14 protein-coding genes are annotated in these 17,296 nt (G+C 63.7%); 6 read left to right on the top strand and 8 right to left on the bottom strand.

Features of this window, described 5'->3' with window-relative positions; all coding sequences use genetic code 11:
- Positions 1-10: 10 nt before the first annotated feature.
- Positions 11-289 carry a type II toxin-antitoxin system RelE/ParE family toxin gene (locus ACN6NG_RS28985; protein ID WP_474317414.1) on the bottom strand — a complete coding sequence of 93 codons (279 nt, stop codon included), beginning with the start codon at positions 287-289 and terminating at the stop codon, positions 11-13.
- Between the two features lie 495 nt (positions 290-784).
- The gene (ycaC, locus tag ACN6NG_RS28990; RefSeq protein ID WP_012274792.1) at positions 785-1,414 is read right to left on the bottom strand and encodes an isochorismate family cysteine hydrolase YcaC; all 630 of its coding nucleotides are present in this window, start codon (positions 1,412-1,414) and stop codon (positions 785-787) included.
- Positions 1,415-1,549: 135 nt separating this feature from the next.
- Between ycaC (ACN6NG_RS28990) and ACN6NG_RS28995 the strand changes: the two genes are divergently transcribed.
- The 3 genes from ACN6NG_RS28995 to ACN6NG_RS29005 all read left to right on the top strand — a co-directional run bounded on the left by ACN6NG_RS28995 (position 1,550) and on the right by ACN6NG_RS29005 (position 5,524).
- Positions 1,550-2,461: a LysR substrate-binding domain-containing protein gene (locus ACN6NG_RS28995; RefSeq protein WP_474317416.1), complete on the top strand. Its 912-nt coding sequence runs from the start codon at positions 1,550-1,552 to the stop codon at positions 2,459-2,461.
- A 200-nt stretch (positions 2,462-2,661) separates the two neighbouring features.
- Positions 2,662-3,924, top strand: a complete 1,263-nt coding sequence (locus ACN6NG_RS29000; RefSeq protein WP_474317419.1) for an OprD family porin — start codon at positions 2,662-2,664, stop codon at positions 3,922-3,924.
- Between the two features lies 1 nt (position 3,925).
- Complete coding sequence (locus ACN6NG_RS29005; RefSeq protein WP_259138890.1) at positions 3,926-5,524, top strand: MFS transporter; 1,599 nt, start codon at positions 3,926-3,928, stop codon at positions 5,522-5,524.
- 164 nt (positions 5,525-5,688) lie between these two features.
- Here the strand turns inward: ACN6NG_RS29005 and ACN6NG_RS29010 are convergent, their stop codons facing one another.
- From ACN6NG_RS29010 to ycaC (ACN6NG_RS29025), 4 genes are all read right to left on the bottom strand, one after another.
- Complete coding sequence (locus ACN6NG_RS29010; protein WP_474317438.1) at positions 5,689-7,530, bottom strand: amidohydrolase; 1,842 nt, start codon at positions 7,528-7,530, stop codon at positions 5,689-5,691.
- Positions 7,531-7,913: 383 nt separating this feature from the next.
- Positions 7,914-8,726 (bottom strand): alpha/beta fold hydrolase, encoded by an 813-nt coding sequence (locus ACN6NG_RS29015; protein ID WP_474317422.1) that lies wholly within the window; start codon positions 8,724-8,726, stop codon positions 7,914-7,916.
- A 39-nt stretch (positions 8,727-8,765) separates the two neighbouring features.
- Complete coding sequence (locus ACN6NG_RS29020) at positions 8,766-9,074, bottom strand: putative antibiotic biosynthesis monooxygenase (RefSeq protein ID WP_063424084.1); 309 nt, start codon at positions 9,072-9,074, stop codon at positions 8,766-8,768.
- Positions 9,075-9,191: 117 nt separating this feature from the next.
- Positions 9,192-9,821 (bottom strand): isochorismate family cysteine hydrolase YcaC, encoded by a 630-nt coding sequence (gene ycaC, locus ACN6NG_RS29025; protein ID WP_063424083.1) that lies wholly within the window; start codon positions 9,819-9,821, stop codon positions 9,192-9,194.
- A 320-nt stretch (positions 9,822-10,141) separates the two neighbouring features.
- Here ycaC (ACN6NG_RS29025) and ACN6NG_RS29030 point away from each other — a divergent pair, with 320 nt between their 5' ends.
- Positions 10,142-11,569 carry a mechanosensitive ion channel domain-containing protein gene (locus ACN6NG_RS29030; RefSeq protein ID WP_474317424.1) on the top strand — a complete coding sequence of 476 codons (1,428 nt, stop codon included), beginning with the start codon at positions 10,142-10,144 and terminating at the stop codon, positions 11,567-11,569.
- Positions 11,570-11,615: 46 nt separating this feature from the next.
- On the opposite strand, the gene amaA is transcribed toward ACN6NG_RS29030, so the two are convergent.
- Positions 11,616-12,902 carry an L-pipecolate oxidase gene (amaA, locus tag ACN6NG_RS29035; protein ID WP_474317427.1) on the bottom strand — a complete coding sequence of 429 codons (1,287 nt, stop codon included), beginning with the start codon at positions 12,900-12,902 and terminating at the stop codon, positions 11,616-11,618.
- Positions 12,903-13,052: 150 nt separating this feature from the next.
- Entirely contained in the window at positions 13,053-14,543 is a 1,491-nt protein-coding gene (amaB, locus tag ACN6NG_RS29040; protein ID WP_012274799.1) for an L-piperidine-6-carboxylate dehydrogenase, read from the bottom strand.
- A gap of 135 nt (positions 14,544-14,678) precedes the next feature.
- Here amaB and ACN6NG_RS29045 point away from each other — a divergent pair, with 135 nt between their 5' ends.
- Positions 14,679-15,569 (top strand): LysR family transcriptional regulator, encoded by an 891-nt coding sequence (locus ACN6NG_RS29045; RefSeq protein ID WP_474317429.1) that lies wholly within the window; start codon positions 14,679-14,681, stop codon positions 15,567-15,569.
- Positions 15,570-15,793: 224 nt separating this feature from the next.
- The gene (hglS, locus tag ACN6NG_RS29050; protein ID WP_063424079.1) at positions 15,794-17,188 is read left to right on the top strand and encodes a 2-oxoadipate dioxygenase/decarboxylase HglS; all 1,395 of its coding nucleotides are present in this window, start codon (positions 15,794-15,796) and stop codon (positions 17,186-17,188) included.
- The last annotated feature ends 108 nt before the right edge of the window (positions 17,189-17,296 follow it).

Here is a 17,296-nt window from a genome sequence, read left to right on the forward strand (position 1 = left end):
CTCAAGCCTCCTAGTGGTAATCCAGATAGTCAACAAGCTCCACATCGGTACCCACGAAGCGGAACACCACTCGCCAGTTACCCGAGACATTTACTGCCCAATAGCTTTCCAGCTTTCCGTGCAGTGGATGAAGACGGTAACCCGGCCGGTCCATGTCTGCTGCGGTTTGTGCAACTTCAAGAGAAGCCAGTAAACGCCGCAAGCGATTCACATGATCTGCACGCACTCCAGACGTGTCACGTTGCTGATGGAGCAGCCTCAGGCCTTTGTGCCTGAAACTTCTTATCATTGATGCTTGAGTGTAAGGTCGCACCTTACACTTTTCAAGCTAGCGTTGACGCTGCGCATGGAGTCACTCCTGAAAAATTTCCGGGTGCTCAGTTTGCTCTTGGCGTGCCCGTTTAGCGCCGTTACGCCTTACGCTCTTTCATGTAGGAGATTTCCCAAAAAGGGTGATAGCGTGGGGCGCACGTCATGCTCACCACTTCCTGCGTGAACAGATGACACCGGCAAAAGCCTGTTCCGGAGCAACCTGAATGCGCTCGAAACGGCAGAAGGTTGCTTGAGTCGTTGCGGAAAGGGATTGAGCCACAGCCCATGAATTGATGCTGCCTGTACCGCCCTCTTCGCGGGTGAACCCGCTCCCACAGGATCACCACTGGCTCTGAAACTGTGCAGTACCTGTGGGAGCGGGTTCACCCGCGAAGAGGCCGGCACAGCAAACAAAAAAAGGCCGGCTCCCTACAGAGGGAGCCGGCCTTTGTGCGTACTGCTACTGGTTTGCTTACTTACCCGCAGTCAACGCGTTGTAGCTGGTCATCAGGTTGCGATAATCCGGAATGTGGTTGGAGCACAGCGCAGCCAACCCTTCGACATCGTTGCGCCAGTCGCGGTGCAGCTCGCAGGCCACGCCGAACCAGGTCATCAGCTGCGCACCGGCCTGGCTCATGCGGTCATGGGCGGCATCGCGGGTCATTTCGTTGAAGGTGCCGGAGGCATCGGTCACGACGAACACATCGAACTCTTCTTCCAGCGCCGACAGCGCCGGGAAGGCTACGCAGACCTCAGTCACCACACCGGCAATGATCAGCTGCTTCTTGCCAGTGGCCTTCACCGCCTTGACGAAGTCTTCGTTGTCCCAGGCGTTGATCTGGCCTGGGCGGGCGATATACGGCGCATCCGGGAACAGCGCTTTCAGCTCTGGCACCAGCGGGCCGTTAGGGCCTTGCTCGAAGCTGGTGGTGAGGATGGTTGGCAGGTTGAAGAACTTGGCCAGGTCAGCCAGGGCCAGTACGTTGTTCTTGAACTTGTCCGGCTCGATGTCGCGCACCAGTGACAGCAGCCCCGCTTGGTGGTCGACCAGCAGTACGGCAGCGTCGTCTTTGTTCAGGCGGTTGTAGGTGAATTTGCTCATGGTCTGTGCTCCTAAGGGTTATGAATTTTTCAGCAATCCGGGGTGTTTCGCGTTGATGGGCACAGATTAAAATCATCACCTTTGCTGCACTAGACTGCGAAAACCGTCCTTAGCGTTCCGTTTGGAGAACGATCATTGGAAGACCTCAACTCCCTCTACTACTTCACCCAAGTCGTGGAGCACGGCGGCTTCGCCCCGGCCGGGCGGGCGCTGGACATGCCCAAGTCGAAACTCAGCCGGCGCATCGCCGACCTTGAAGACCGCCTAGGCGTGCGCCTGCTGCACCGCACCAGCCGGCACTGCTCGCTGACCGAAATCGGCCAGGCCTACTACAACCGTTGCCTGGCCATGCGCGTGGAGGCCGAGGGCGCGGCGGAAATCATCGAGCGCAACCGCAGCGAGCCACGCGGGCTGGTGCGCATCAGTTGCCCGACCACCCTGCTCAACTCCTGGGTCGGGCCGATGCTGACCCGCTACATGCTCAAGTACCCGCAGGTGGAACTGTTCATCGAGAGCACCAACCGCCGTGTCGACCTGCTGCATGAGGGCTTCGACATCGCCCTGCGCGTGCGCTTTCCGCCGCTGGAGAACACCGACATGGTGATGAAGGTACTGAGCAACAGCACCCAGTGCCTGGTCGGCCAGCCGCACTACCTGGCGCAACTACCCAGAGGGTTTGACCCACAGCTGCTGGGCACGCTACCCAGCGTGCATTGGGGCAGCGCCCAGCGCGAGTACCAGTGGGAACTGTTCCAGGGTGAGGACAACAGCCGCAGTATCGTCATCCCGCATACGCCGCGCATGGTGACTGACGACCTGTTTGCCTTGCGCCATTTCGTGGTGGCCGGGGTGGGAATCGCGCACTTGCCGCGGGTGGCGGTGCGCGAGGACCTGGCATCGGGGCGCCTGGTGGAATTGCTGCCTGAGTGGCACCCGCGTTGCGGCATTGTGCATGCGATCTTCCCCTCGCGACGGGGACTGCTGCCCTCGGTGCGGGCGTTGATCGATCATCTGGCCGAGGAGTTTGCCATCAGCGACATGGCTTGATGCCTGGGTTGCCTGCACCGGCCTCTTCGCGGGCATGCCCACAGGTAGTGCACAGGGCTCGGGGCGGGTGCTGACCCTGTGGGAGCGGGCGCGCCCGCGAAGAGGCCGGCACAGATTATACAGCTCCCCCCAGCACACCCTTACAAGCCCCCTGACTTATCCTTGCTCCACAGTCCCGGATCATCCCCCCCGGAGCCCTCATGATCCGCGCCACCCCCGGACCAGGCCGTGCCCTGCTCGCCACCCTCGCCCTCTGCCCGGCAATCAGCCAGGCCGACGAACCCGGCTGGTCGCTGCTCAGCCGTAACTACTTCCTGCACAGCGACTTCCGCTCGCCCTCCGCCAGCGGCCAGAACTACCGCCAGGAATGGGCCCAGGGCTTCATCGGCGAAATCCGCTCCGGCTTCACCGAGGGCACGCTGGGCGTTGGCATCGACGCCCACGGCTTCCTCGGCCTCAAACTCGACGGTGGCCGCGGCCATGCCGGCACCGGCCTGCTGCCACGCGACAGCGACGGCCGCGCCGAGTCTGACTATTCCAGCGCCGGGGCTGCGCTCAAGCTGCGCCTGGGCAACACCCAGCTGCGCTATGGCGAGATGACCGTGGAAACCCCGGTGTTCGACACCGGCGACAAACGCCTGCACCCGGAATACGCCACCGGCTGGTTCGTGGAAAACGCCGACCTGCCCGACTGGCACCTGCAGGCCGGGCGTTTCAACGCCTTCAGCAACCAGGACAACAGCGCCAGCCACGATGACTTCAGCGGCTACGGCGCCACCACCCACAACCGGGCCATCAGCCTGGCCGGTGCCACCTTCGCGCCAAACGGGCCGTTCGGCGCCGCACTGTATGCCGGGCAGCTGGAAGACACCTGGCGCCAGGCCTACCTCCACCTGAACCTGGCCGAAGGCAACTGGCGCGTGGACGGCAACCTCTACAACACCCGCGACACCGGCAGTGCCAGGGCCGGGGCCATCGACACCCTCGCCTACAGCTTGCTGGCCAGGTACAGCTTCGGTGCCCAGGCCCTGAGCCTGGCCTACCAGAAGGTCGAGGGCGACACCCCGTTCGACTTCGTCGGTGGTGATTCCATCTACCTGGCCAACTCGATCAAGTACGCCGACTTCAACGGCCCCGGCGAGCGCTCGTGGCAACTGCGCTACGACCTCAACTTTGCCACCCTCGGCGTGCCCGGCCTGAGCCTGATGGGCCGCTACGTCAGCGGCCGTGGTATCGATGGCAGCCATGCACCAGCGGGTGGCGCCTACACCGGCCAGTACGGACAGGGCGGCAAGCACTGGGAACGCGACATCGATCTGAAATACGTGGTGCAGTCAGGTGCGGCCAAAGACCTGAGCCTGTCGTTCTCCCATGTCGGCCACCGCGCCAACCAGGCTCAGGCCGGCGATGACATCGATCGCATCTACCTGGTCATCGAATACCCACTCAAAGGCAGCTTCTGACATGAGCACTTCCCCTTCAGGCGCCTGGAGCCCGTTGCGCAATACCACCTTTCGCATGCTGTGGATCGCCACCATTGCCTCCAACATCGGCACCTGGATGCACGAGGTGGGTGCCGGCTGGCTGATGACCACGCTGTCGGCCAACCCGCTGCACGTGGCGCTGATCCAGGTCGCCGGCTCGCTGCCGATGTTCTTCCTTGCCCTGCCCGCTGGCGCGGCGGCGGATATCGTCGACAAACGTCGCTACCTGTTGCTGGTACAACTGTGGATGTCCTCGGTCGCCGTGGTATTGGCGGCCCTGACCCTGCTCGGGCTGATGAACATTACCCTGCTGCTGGTGCTGACCCTGGCGCTGGGCATCGGCACAGCGCTGATGATGCCGGCCTGGAGCGCGCTGACACCGGAGCTGGTGGGCAAGGAAGACCTGGCCAATGCGGTGGCCATTTCCAGCGTCGGCATCAACGTGTCGCGCGCCATCGGCCCGGCCTTGGCGGGTGTGGTGGTGAGCCTGGTCGGCCCGTGGCTGACCTTTGCCCTGAACGCCGTCTCGTTCGCCGGGGTGATCCTGGTGCTGTTGCTTTGGAAGCGTGAAGTAAAGGAACCGCTGCTGCCGGCTGAGCGGTTTGTCGGCGCCATGCGTACCGGGCTGCGTTTCGCACGCAGTGCCAAACCCTTGCAGGCCGTGCTGTTGCGGGCCGTGGCGTTTTTCTTCTGCGCCAGCGCTGGCACCTCGTTGCTGCCCTTGATCGTGCGCGGCGAAATGCACGGCACCGCCGCCGATTTCGGCCTGCTGCTGGCGGCCATCGGCATCGGTGCCGTGGCCGGTGCCACCCTGCTGCCACGCCTGCGCGAACGCATCAGCCGCGACCGCCTGGTGCTGCTTGCCAGCCTGCTGTATGCGCTTTTCCTACTGGCCCTGGCGCTGGTGCGCAACTTCTATGCGCTGCTGCCGGCGATGCTGCTCAGCGGCGCGGCGTGGATTGCGGTGCTGTCCAACCTGCAGGTGGCGGCGCAGACCTCGGTCCCGGCCTGGGTGCGGGCGCGGGCCTTGTCGGTGTACATCCTGATCTTCTTCGGCGCCATGGCTTGTGGCGGGTTGCTGTGGGGCACGCTGGCCAGCCATGCATCGATCACCCTGAGCCTGCTCCTGGCTGCAGGTGGCCTGGCGCTGGGTACATTGCTGACCTGCAAGGTGACCCTGCCAGAAACCGAAGCCGAACAGCTGACACCGTCGCTGCACTGGCCGGTGCCGTTGCTGAGCGATGACACGGACAAGGAAAGCGGGCCGGTGATGGTTACCGTGGAGTACCACATCGCCCCGGCCAAGGCCGAGGCGTTCCAGCAGGCCGCGCGGGAGCTGGAGGCGATGCGCAAGCGCAATGGGGCGTTGTCCTGGGGGTTGATGCGCGACAGTGCTGACCCGGCGCTTTGGCTGGAATTTTTCTTCGAGGAATCGTGGCTGGAGCATTTGAGGCATCACCATCGGGTGACCCGGGGTGAGCTGAAGATCGAGGCGCGGGTGCGGATGCTGCAGACTGAAGGGGTTGAGGTGAGAATTCGGCATCTGTTGGCGGGTGGGGAGCACAAGGCTCATCATTGATGTCGGCCTTTCTCGCCCCATCGCCGGCAAGCCAGCTCCCACAGGACCTCCACAGGCCTTGAGGGTGGTGTAATCCTGTGGGAGCTGGCTTGCCGGCGATAGGGCCAGAACAGTCAACACAAAAAAGGGGCCAAAAACTGGCCCCTTGTTCACATCAGCTCAGCTTAGAAAGCAAAGCAAGAACAACCCAGCGCCCCCCAGAAGCCTTGGAAGTCATTCACCGGCACACTCGATTTGCGCGCTTTGTCATGACTGTGCGCATGTACCCCGCACGGCCCCGAGCACTGATGCACGGCTGCCGCCAACGATGGCGTACCCACGCGCCAGTGCCCTGGCACCCTGGTTACTGGCGACCACTCTGGCAGCACTGGCACCTGCGGTGGGCCAAGGCGATCGAATTCTCCCGCCGCGTACACCACCTTGCCATCGACGATGGTCAGCACCGACTCGATGCCCTTGATCGCCTCTTCATCGACACTAAAGAAGTCCAGCGACAGCGCCGCCAGGTCGGCCAACTGGCCCACCTTGATCTGGCCCTTCTTGCCCTGCTCGCTGGAGAACCAGGCGCTGCCCTGGGTGAACAGTTGCAGTGCGGTGTCGCGATCCAGGCCTTCCGGGTACAGCTCCATGCCGCCGACGGTCTTGCCGCTGACCAGCCAGTACAGCGAGGTCCACGGGTTGTAGCTGGACACGCGGGTGGCATCGGTCCCGGCCCCCACCGGCACGCCCATGTCGAGCATGCGCTTGATGGGCGGGGTCTGCTCGGCAGCCTTGGCGCCGTAGCGGTCGACGAAGTACTCACCCTGGAAGGCCATGCGATCCTGGACGGCGATGCCACCACCCAAGGCGCGCACGCGCTCGATGTTCTGGGGGGTGATGGTTTCGGCGTGGTCGAAGAACCACGGCAGGCCGTTGAACGGGATGTCGCGGTTGACCTTCTCGAACACGTCGAGCATGCGCGTGATCGATTCGTTGTAGGTGGCGTGCAGGCGGAACGGCCAGCGTTGCTCGACCAGGTGGCGCACCACCGGCTCCAGCTCTTCTTCCATGGTCTGTGGCAGGTCCGGGCGCGGCTCGAGGAAGTCCTCGAAGTCGGCGGCGGAGAACACCAGCATTTCGCCAGCGCCGTTGTGGCGCAGGAAGTCGGTGCCGCTGTGCAGCTTGACGCTGGAGGTCCACTTCTTGAAGTCGTCCAGCTCTTCCTTGGGCTTCTGGGTGAACAGGTTGTAGGCGATGCGCACGGTCAGCTGGTTGTTGTCGGCCAGCTCCTGGATCACCGAATAGTCGTCGGGGAAGTTCTGGTAACCGCCGCCGGCGTCGATGGCACTGGTCAGGCCGAGGCGGTTCAGCTCACGCATGAACTGCCGGGTCGAGTTGACCTGGTACTCCAGCGGCAGCTTCGGCCCTTTGGCCAGGGTGGCGTAGAGGATCATCGCGTTCGGGCGGGCGATCAGCATGCCGGTCGGGTTGCCGAACTTGTCGCGCTGAATCTCGCCACCCGGCGGGTTCGGGGTGGCCTTGTCGTAGCCGACAGCCTTGAGCGCCGCGCGGTTGAGCAACGCGCGGTCATACAAGTGCAACAGGAACACTGGTGTGTCGGGCGCAGCCTGGTTGATCTCTTCAAGGGTCGGCATGCGTTTTTCGGCGAACTGGAATTCGTTCCAGCCACCGACTACCCGCACCCACTGCGGGGTTGGCGTGCGCGCAGCCTGGTCCTTGAGCATGCGCAGGGCATCGGCCACCGACGGCACGCCTTCCCAGCGCAGCTCCAGGTTGTAGTTCAGGCCACCGCGGATCAGGTGCAGGTGCGAGTCGTTCAGGCCGGGGATGACCGTGCGCTGCTTGAGGTCGATGATCTGCGTGCTAGTGCCCTTGTGGGCCATGGCCTCGGCGTCGTTGCCCACGGCGATGAAGCGCCCATCCTTGATGGCGACAGCAGTCGCGGTGGGCTTTTCGCGGTCAACGGTGTGCAGTTTGCCGTTGAACAGAATCAGGTCGGCGGTCATGGAACCTCCTTGGATGGATGCGTGAGCGGAACCGGCTTGGCCGGTGAAAGGCAATGCGGACCAGAGCGCGCCGGCAGCACCGAGCACGGTGCTGGTGGCGAGGAACTGGCGACGGGTCTTGTCGTTGCGGTCCTGGGACATGGTGTTCTCCGTCTCTGGGTGCGGCAGCGTCAGGCGCAACTGCGGAGCATGCCGGTTGCTGCTGGGTCAGGGCTTGGATGGATGTGCGGTGGGCTGTAGAAGGTTAGCCCTGATCAACATTTGTGCTGCCAGGGCTGGCCTCTTCGCGGGCTTGCCCGCTTCCACAGGGAAATCACAGGTTTCAGATGCTGTGCAGTACCTGTGGGAGCGGGCGAGCCCGCGAATGCCTCCCACAATTACTGCTAGAGAAACGCCAGCAAATCCTCGTTCAGCTGCTGCGCATGGGTCACCGCAAACCCGTGCGGCGCCCCGGCATACACCTTCAGCTCAGCTCCACGAATCAGCTCCGCCGCCTGCTTGCCGGTGGTCTCGAATGGCACTATCTGGTCGTCGTCACCATGAATCACCAAAGTCGGCACATCGACCTTGGCCATGTCCGGCCGGAAGTCGGTCTCGGAGAACGCCGTCACGCAATCCAGCGTGCCCTTGATCGACGCCATCAGCGCGATGTTCAGCGTCTGCGTCTGCACGCCCTGGGACACCTGCTGCCCATGGTTCAGGCCATAGAACGGCGTCGCGAAATCGGCGATGAACTGCGCACGGTCGGCACGCAGGCCGGCACGAATACCCTCGAACACCGACAGGTCGACCCCTTCAGGGTTGTCGTCGCGCTTGCCGAACACCGGCGTCACCGCACCCAGCAGCACCAACCCGGCTACCCGCTCGCTGCCGTGGCGGGCGATGTAGCGGCTGACATCGCCGCCACCCATCGAAAAGCCCACCAGGGTCACGTCGCGCAGGTCGAGGTGTTCGATCAGCTGGGCGATGTCATCGGCGAAGGTGTCGTAGTCGTAACCGTTCCACGGCTGGCTCGAACGGCCGAACCCACGCCGGTCGAAGGCGATGGCGCGGTAGCCGCGGCTGGCCAGGAACTCCATCTGCGAATCCCACATGTCGGCATCCAGCGGCCAGCCGTGGCTGAACAGCACGGGCTTGCCGCTGCCCCAGTCCTTGAAATAGATCGAAGTGCCATCGCGGGTAACGAACGTGCTCATGTCGGTATCTCCTTGAAAGTATTGAGGTAAAGGCGCCGCTCAGCCGCGCAGCCAGTTGGCGCAGCGGTGGGTTACCCAAGGCATGATGTAGAACACCACGGGCAGGATGACGAACAGGTTGACGATCAGGTTGCCGGTAATCGGGCCGCCCAGCTGCGGGAAGCGTGCAAACAACGGCGCCAGCAGTTGCGGAACGACCATGGTCATCGGGCAGATCACCAGGTAGGTCAGCAGCGCCTGCTTCCAGCGCGGCGGCTGGGCCGGCGTGGCGCCCGTCGGGCTAGCGAGAACCTGGTGTTGCAGGCATACGGTCACCACTTCACGGTTGTGCTGGAGTGCGGTGTTCATCGGCGTTCCTTGGGATGAGCTTGCCCGCATCCACTGTGCAACGGCGGACGGGCGCTGGATTGGATAGGTGTGCTGCCCTAGGCAGGCACCGATTGGCGGTGCCCGCGGCGTTTGCGCTTATTTGTTGGCGTTGAAGGCGTTGTAGCTGGTCATCAGGTTGCGGTAGTCCGGGATGTGGTTGGAGCACAGCGCGGCCAGGCCTTCAACGTCGTTGCGCCAGTCGCGGTGCAGCTCGCACGCTACGCCGAACCAGGTCATCAGTTGCGCACCGGCCTGGCTCATGCGGTCATGGGCGGCATCGCGGGTCATGGCGTTGAAGGTACCGGAGGCGTCGGTCACCACGAACACATCAAACTCCTCTTCCAGGGCCGCCAGAGCCGGGAAAGCCACACACACTTCAGTCACGACGCCAGCGATGATCAGCTGCTTCTTGCCGGTGGCCTTCACTGCCTTGACGAAGTCTTCGTTGTCCCAGGCGTTGATCTGGCCGGGGCGGGCGATGTACGGGGCGTCCGGGAACAGGGCTTTCAGTTCCGGCACCAGTGGGCCATTGGGGCCTTGCTCGAAGCTGGTGGTGAGGATGGTCGGCAGGTTGAAGAACTTGGCCAGGTCAGCCAGGGCCAGCACGTTGTTCTTGAACGCGTCCGGCTCGATGTCGCGGACCAGGGACAGCAGACCAGCCTGGTGATCGACCAGCAGTACGGCGGCATCGTCTTTGTTCAGGCGGTTGTATTTGAAGTTGGTCATGGTCGTTGCTCCTAAGGGTTTCTGTCTACAGTAAGTTGGGTGTTTCGCGTTGATGGGAGAAGATTAAAACCATCACCTTTGGAGCGGTAGATAGCGGTTTTTGGCTTTAGCGTTCTGTTTTAGGAACGATACATTGGCGTTGGTTTTGCTGGCCTCTTCGCGGGTAAACCCGCTCTCACAGGGATCGCGCATCCTGTAAGTCATGCACAGTCCCTGTGGGAGCGGGTTTACCCGCGAAGAGGCCGGTGCAGGCCCCATTGCCTGCAGCAGCAACCTGCTCTATTACTACCCACAGCCCTCCCCTCACCCCCGAGACCACCATGCTGGCGTTCATCCAGTCGTCCCCGTTGTTGCTCGGCACTACCCTAATCCTGCTCGACCTCGTGCTCTGGCAAGTCATCCCCATACAGCGCCGTGCCTGGCGCATCGGCACGCGGCTGGTGATATTCCTGCTGTTCAGCTCGGTGCTGGTGGCCGCCGGCATGAGCCCGCTGCAACCACCACCCTGGCCCGACGATGTTTCGCGCAACCTCATGGCCACGGTACTGGCCATCGGCTGGTGGCTGTTTGGCGCGCGCACGGTCACGGTGGTGTTCGGCCTGCTGCTGGTGGCCCGGGGCAGCCATGGCGGGCGGTTGCTGCAGGATGTGCTGGGGGCGTTGATCTTTCTGGTCGCTGTAGTGGCTGCCGCGGGCTATGTGATGCAACTGCCGGTGAAGGGCTTGCTGGCTACGTCCGGGGTGATGGCCATCGTCATCGGCCTGGCGTTGCAGAGCACCTTGGCGGACGTGTTCAGCGGCATCGTGCTGAACACCACGCGGCCCTATCAGATTGGCGATTCAATCTCCATCGACGGCACCGAAGGCAAGGTGCTGGACATCGACTGGCGCGCCACACGGCTGTTGACCGGCACCGGCAGCCTGGCGGTGATCCCCAACTCGGTCGCGGCCAAGGCGCGGCTGCTCAACCACAGCCGCCCGGCCGATGTGCATGGGGTGTCGATCAGCGTGGTGGTACCGGCCAAGGTGCGACCCAAGCGGGTGTTCGATGCGCTGGAAAAGGCCTTGCAGGGCGTGAGTGCCATTCTTGCGACCCCAAAGCCGAAGGTGACGGTGAAGGCCTCGACGCTGGAGTCCGTGGAGTACGAGGCCAGCGGCTTCGTGGCCGATGCGGGCACCAAGGGCGACGCACGCAATCAGCTGTTCGACCTTGCCCACCGGCACCTGGAGGCCAGCGGGGTGATGTGGAACGTGGACCTGGCCATGCCGCCGCGCAGCCGCCAGCGCGAGGTGCTGGACGAAGTGCGGGTGTTCCGCTCGCTAAGCGATGAGGAGCGTGACGCGCTGAGCCAGCGCATGACGGCGGTGGAGTACCTGGCGGACCAGGTGATCCTGGGCGTGGGCGAGCATTCCGAGCACCTGCTGGTGATTGGCAGCGGGGTGGTGTCGGCGTCGGTGCGTGATGGCGACAAGCGGATCGAGGCTGGGCGCATGGGGCCGGGTGAGGTGCTGGGGATCGAGGGGATCATCGATGAGGACGACTCGTTCGCCGAGTTCCGCACACTGACCGGTTGCGTGCTGTACCGCATCGAAAAGGAACAGGTGAAGAGCTGTTTGCAGCAGCGAGGCGAGGTGCAGACCGCGTTGAGCAAACTGCAGCGGTTCCGGCGGCAAAGCCGGGAGTCGTTGTTGCTGCAAAAGCCGGCCCTGATCAAGAAAGGCGGGTTCCTCAGCTGGTTGCACAAGTAAGCCTGCGCCGGCCTCTTCGCGGGCGTGCCCGCGAAGAGGCCAGTACTTACAACACAACCCGCAGGCACTGCCCCGCGTGGTACAGCGAGAAGCCGGATTCGTAGAACGCGGTCCGCAGCGAAGGCGCACTCACGCCGCTCATTGGCGAGAACGGAATCGGCAGGCTGTCCGCGTCACCCTTGAGCAGAAACTCCGCAAACGCACGGCCGATTACGGTACCCGTGGTGTTGCCCCGCCCGTTGTAACCCGTAACCGCGACCAACCCTGGCGCCGGCTCGAACAGGCGCATCAGGTGGTCAGGGGTAAAGTCGATACAGCCGGTCCAGTGCATTTCCCACTCGACCTTGCCCAGCTCTGGGTAGTAGTGGCTCTGGATACGGTCTGCCCAGCTGCGCACAAACCACGCCGGCTTGTTGTCGACCCGGCCCAGGCTGCCGAGCAGCAGGCGGCCCTGGTCGTCGCGGCGGATGCTGCTGAGCACGGTACGGGTGTCCCACGAGCCTTGGCCATGTGGCAGCACCTTGTCGGCCGCGGCTCCCTGCAGCGGCTTGGACGCAACCTGGTAGTAGTAACCACGGAAGAACTGCTTCTGCAGGTTGCTCCAGTCGCCTTCGGTGTAGGCGCCAGTAGAAATAACCACCTTGTCGGCGCGCACCGAGCCACGCGCAGTCTTCACCCGCCAGCCATCGCCATCACGTTCCAGGCCTTCGACCGAAGACTGCTGGAACAGCTTGCCACCCAGGCGCGCCACGGCAGCCGCCAGGCCCTGGGTGTAGCCCATGGGGTTGATGGTGCCGGCGCGGCGGTCGAGCAACGCGGCGGAAATCTTGTTGGTACCGCAGTATTCCTGGCACTGGGCGCCGGTCAGCAGCTCCACGTCGGCACCACGGCGGCGCCATTGTTCGTGGCGGGCCTCGAGGTCGGCGATGCCGGTGGCGTTGTGCGCCATGTGCAACGTGCCTTTGTGCTGGGCCTGGCAGTCGATGCCCAGGCGCTCGATTATGGCGAACACTTCACCTGGGGCTTCGCCGAGCACCTTGTTCAGGCGGCTGCCCTGCTTCTGGCCGAGGGTGGCCTCGACGTCGTCGGGGCGGATCCAGGTGCCGGCGTTGACCAGGCCGACGTTGCGCCCGGAGCCACCGTGGCCGATCTTCCAGGCCTCAAGCAGGATCACCGACTTGCCCTGTTCGAGCAGGTGGATGGCCGCCGACAGGCCAGTGATGCCACCGCCGATCACGCAGACATCAGCCTTGTGCTCACCGGCCAGGGCCTGGGCGGCAACGGTCGGTTTGCTGACGAATTCCCACAAGCATTCTTGACGCAGTTCGGACATGGCCGGCTCCAGCAATTTGTTCTTGTTGGGGCTGCTTCGCAGCCCATTCGCGGCACAAGGCCGCTCCTACAGGAGATCGCGATGCCTGTGTAGGAGCGGCCTTGTGCCGCGAACCGGGGGCTATGCCCCCGGCCATGCAGCATCAATACATCAGTCGAACACGATACCCTGCGCCAGCGGCAGCTCGCGTGAGTAGTTCACGGTGTTGGTCTGGCGACGCATGTAGCCTTTCCAGGCATCCGAACCCGACTCACGACCACCGCCGGTTTCCTTCTCGCCGCCAAACGCACCGCCGATCTCGGCGCCGCTGGTACCGATGTTGACGTTGGCGATACCGCAGTCGCTGCCCGAAGCACTCTGGAAGCGCTCGGCTTCACGGATGTCGGTGGTGAAGATGCACGACGACAGGCCTTGTGGCACTTCGTTGTTCAGGCGCAGGGCCTCTTCGAAGTCGTCGTAGGCCAGCACATACAGGATCGGGGCGAAGGTTTCGTGGCGCACCACGTCGCTCTGCGCCGGCATTTCGGCAATGGCAGGCGACACGTAGTAGGCGTTCGGGTACTGGTCGGCCAGCTGACGCTCGCCACCAAACACCTGGCCACCTTCGTCGCGGGCCTTGGCCAGCGCGCCCTGCATGGCGTCGAACGACAGCTTGTCGATCAGCGGGCCCACCAGGTTGTCCTTGCGCGGGTCGCCGATACGCACTTTGCCGTAGGCGGCTTTGACGCGGGCAACCACTTCGTCCTTGATCGAGCGGTGCACGATCAGGCGGCGCAGGGTGGTGCAACGCTGGCCGGCGGTGCCGACAGCCGAGAACAGGATGCCGCGCACGGCCAGGTCCAGGTCGGCGCTCGGCGCCAGGATCATGGCGTTGTTGCCGCCCAGTTCGAGGATGCTGCGGCCGAAGCGGGCAGCCACACGTGGGCCGACTTCGCGACCCATGCGGGTGCTGCCGGTGGCGCTGACCAGCGGTACGCGCGGGTCATCGACCATGGCTTCGCCGGCTTCACGGCCACCGATTACCAGTTGTGCCAGGCCAGCCGGGGCGTCGCCGAAGGCTTTCAGGGCTTTTTCGAACAGCGCCTGGCAGGCCAGGGCGGTCAGCGGGGTCTTTTCAGACGGTTTCCACACCACCGAGTTACCGGCCACCAGGGCCAGGGCGGTGTTCCAGGCCCAGACGGCGACCGGGAAGTTGAAGGCGCTGATCACGCCAACCACGCCCAGCGGGTGCCAGGTTTCACGCATGTGGTGCCCCGGGCGCTCGGAAGCGATGGTCAGGCCGTACAGCTGGCGCGACAGGCCCACGGCGAAGTCGCAGATGTCGATCATTTCCTGCACTTCGCCCAGGCCTTCCTGGGTGATCTTGCCGGCTTCGATCGAGACCAGCTCGCCCAGGTCGGCCTTGTGCTCACGCAGCACTTCACCGAACAGGCGCACCAGTTCGCCACGGCGCGGGGCCGGCACAGTGCGCCAGGCGTCGAAAGCGCTCTGGGCCTGATCGATGCGCGCGATGGTCTCGGCCTTGCCGAGCAGTTTCACCGAGGCGATCTGGCTGCCGTCGATCGGCGTGTGAACAGGGTAGTCGCCCTGGGTATAAGCCTCGGCGGCAACGCCAAGGCGCTCGAGCAATCCAGCAACCATTTGTGCATCTCCTACATCGGTGATGGGGTGGAAAAATGATGTGGATCAGTATTAATCCGATCACATAGGTACAACAAACGACCTTTATTCCGCATATCATTCCGTCAGGTAATGATTTGAGCCGCAGAGACCGCTATGTCCAAACGCCTGGTGCCATCCATGACCGCCCTGCAGTGCTTTGAAGCTGCAGCCCGCCATTTGAGCTTTACCCGTGCCGCCGAGGAACTGCACCTGACCCAGAGCGCCGTCAGCAAGCAGGTGGCGCAGCTTGAAGACATGCTGCGCCACCACCTTTTCCTGCGCATCCGGCGGCGCTTGCAACTGACCCCGGCCGGCAGCCTGTACCTGGCCGAGGTCAACAAGATCCTCACCCAGGTGGATATGTCCAGCCGCTACGTGCTCACCTATGGCGAGCAGACCGAGATATTGAAGGTAGCCACTCAACCGAGCTTTGGCGTGCGCTGGTTGATCCCGCACCTCAAGGGTTTTGGCAAGCGCCACACCAACATCCACCTGGACATCCGCAACGAGATGGAGCCGTTCGCCCTGCTGCAGGGTTCGGCGGACGTGGTGTTCTTCTATGGCCAGGGCACCTGGCCGGGTGCCACCTGCGTGGAGCTGTTCCGCGAAGAGGTGGTGCCGGTGTGTGCGCCGGAGCTGCTGGCCGGGCGCACGCTGGGCGATGCTGCAGACCTGGCCGACCTGGTGCTGCTGCAAAGCACGTCACGGCCCGAGGCCTGGCATGAGTGGTTCCTGGAGCTGGGGCTGCAGAGCGTCAGCGCCTACCACGGGCCACGCTTTGATACGTTCTATATGGCCTTGAGCGCGGCGCAGGCTGGGTGCGGGGTGGCGCTGGTGCCGCGTTACCTGGCGGCGAAGGAACTGGCGGAAGGGAGCCTGGTGGTGCCTTGGAACCATGCCATGCGCAGTGCCGGGGCGCATTACCTGGCGTATGCCGAGCATGCGGCGGAGGTGCCCAAGGTGCGGGCGTTGGTGGAGTGGATTCACGAGCAGCTTCAGCCTTGAGATTGCCGAGGCCGCTTTGCGGCCCTATCGCCGGCAAGCCAGCTCCCACAGGAACAGCACAGTTGCTGAAACTTGTGCTGTGCCTGTGGGAGCAACTGGCTTGCCGGCGATAGGGCCCTGAAGGTCGATCAAAAAAGGAATGACACACTCACTTTTTTTCGCTTGTGAGCCAAGTGCATTCCCAGCTTTCATGTAAGTGTCCGAACCCAACCAGGAAGCTAGCGATGCCCGCCCACGATTTCGTCAGCCCAGACAGCATTCGCGCGCAGTTCTCTGCCGCCATGTCGCTCATGTACAAACAGGAAGTGCCGCTGTACGGCACGCTGCTGGAGCTGGTGAGCGAAATCAACCAGCAGGTCATGGCCCAGCAGCCCAAGGTTGCCGAAGCCCTGCGCTGGACCGGCGAAATCGAGCGCCTGGACCACGAGCGCCACGGCGCCATCCGCGTGGGCACCGCCGAAGAACTGGCCACCATCGCCCGCCTTTTTGCAGTCATGGGCATGCAGCCGGTCGGCTACTACGACCTGAGCTCCGCCGGCGTGCCGGTGCACTCCACCGCTTTTCGCGCGGTACATGAGCAGTCGCTGCACGTCAGCCCGTTCCGTGTGTTCACCTCGCTGCTGCGCCTGGAGCTGATCGACAACCCGCAGCTGCGTGAGCTGGCACAGAGCATCCTGGCCAAGCGCCAGATCTTCACCACCCGCGCCTTGGAACTGATCGCCCAGTGCGAACGCGATGGCGGCCTGAACGCAGCCGATGCCGAAGCGTTCGTGCAGGAAGCGCTGCACACCTTCCGCTGGCACCATGACGCCACCGTCACCGCCGAGCAGTACCAGCAACTGCACGACCAGCACCGCCTGATTGCCGATGTGGTGGCCTTCAAGGGCCCACACATCAACCACCTCACCCCACGCACCCTGGACATCGATGCGATCCAGCTCGGCATGCCGGCCAAGGGCATCCCGCCGAAGGCCGTGGTCGAAGGCCCGCCCACCCGCCGCCACCCGATCCTGCTGCGCCAGACCAGCTTCAAGGCCTTGCAGGAAAAGGTCGCGTTCAGCGACCAGCAGGGTAGCGAAGGCAGCCACACCGCGCGCTTTGGCGAGATCGAGCAACGTGGCGCGGCCCTGACGCCGAAAGGCCGCCAGCTGTACGACAAGCTGCTTGACGCCACCCGCGCCGCCCTGGGTGGCGCACCGGCCGAAGCCAATGCCGAGCGCTACATGACCTTGCTCAAAGATACCTTTGCCGAATTCCCGGATGACCTGGCGCAGATGCGTGAACAGGGCCTGGCGTACTTCCGCTACTTTGCCACTGAGAAAGGCCTGGCTGCGCGTGACCAGGAGGGCCGCCCGACCACCCTGCAAGGGCTGATCGACGCTGGCCATGTGCATTTCGAGGCGCTGGTGTACGAGGACTTCCTGCCGGTGAGTGCGGCGGGGATCTTCCAGTCCAACCTGGGCGACGATGCACAGGCCGAATACGGCAGCAATGCCAACCGCGATGCGTTCGAAGCGGCGTTGGGGCTGCAGGTGCAGGATGAACTGGCACTGTATGCGCAAAGCGAGCGCCGCTCGCTGCAGGCCTGTGCGCAGGCGTTGAACCTGGGTTCGATGTAAAACCGTACGGGCCTCTTCGCGGGCTTGCCCGCTCCCACAGGTAATGCACAGTATTAAAGGCTGTGCGATCCGTGTGGGAGCGGGCGAGCCCGCGAAGAGGCCGGTACA

Source organism: Pseudomonas sp. TSO6, assembly GCF_056098905.1.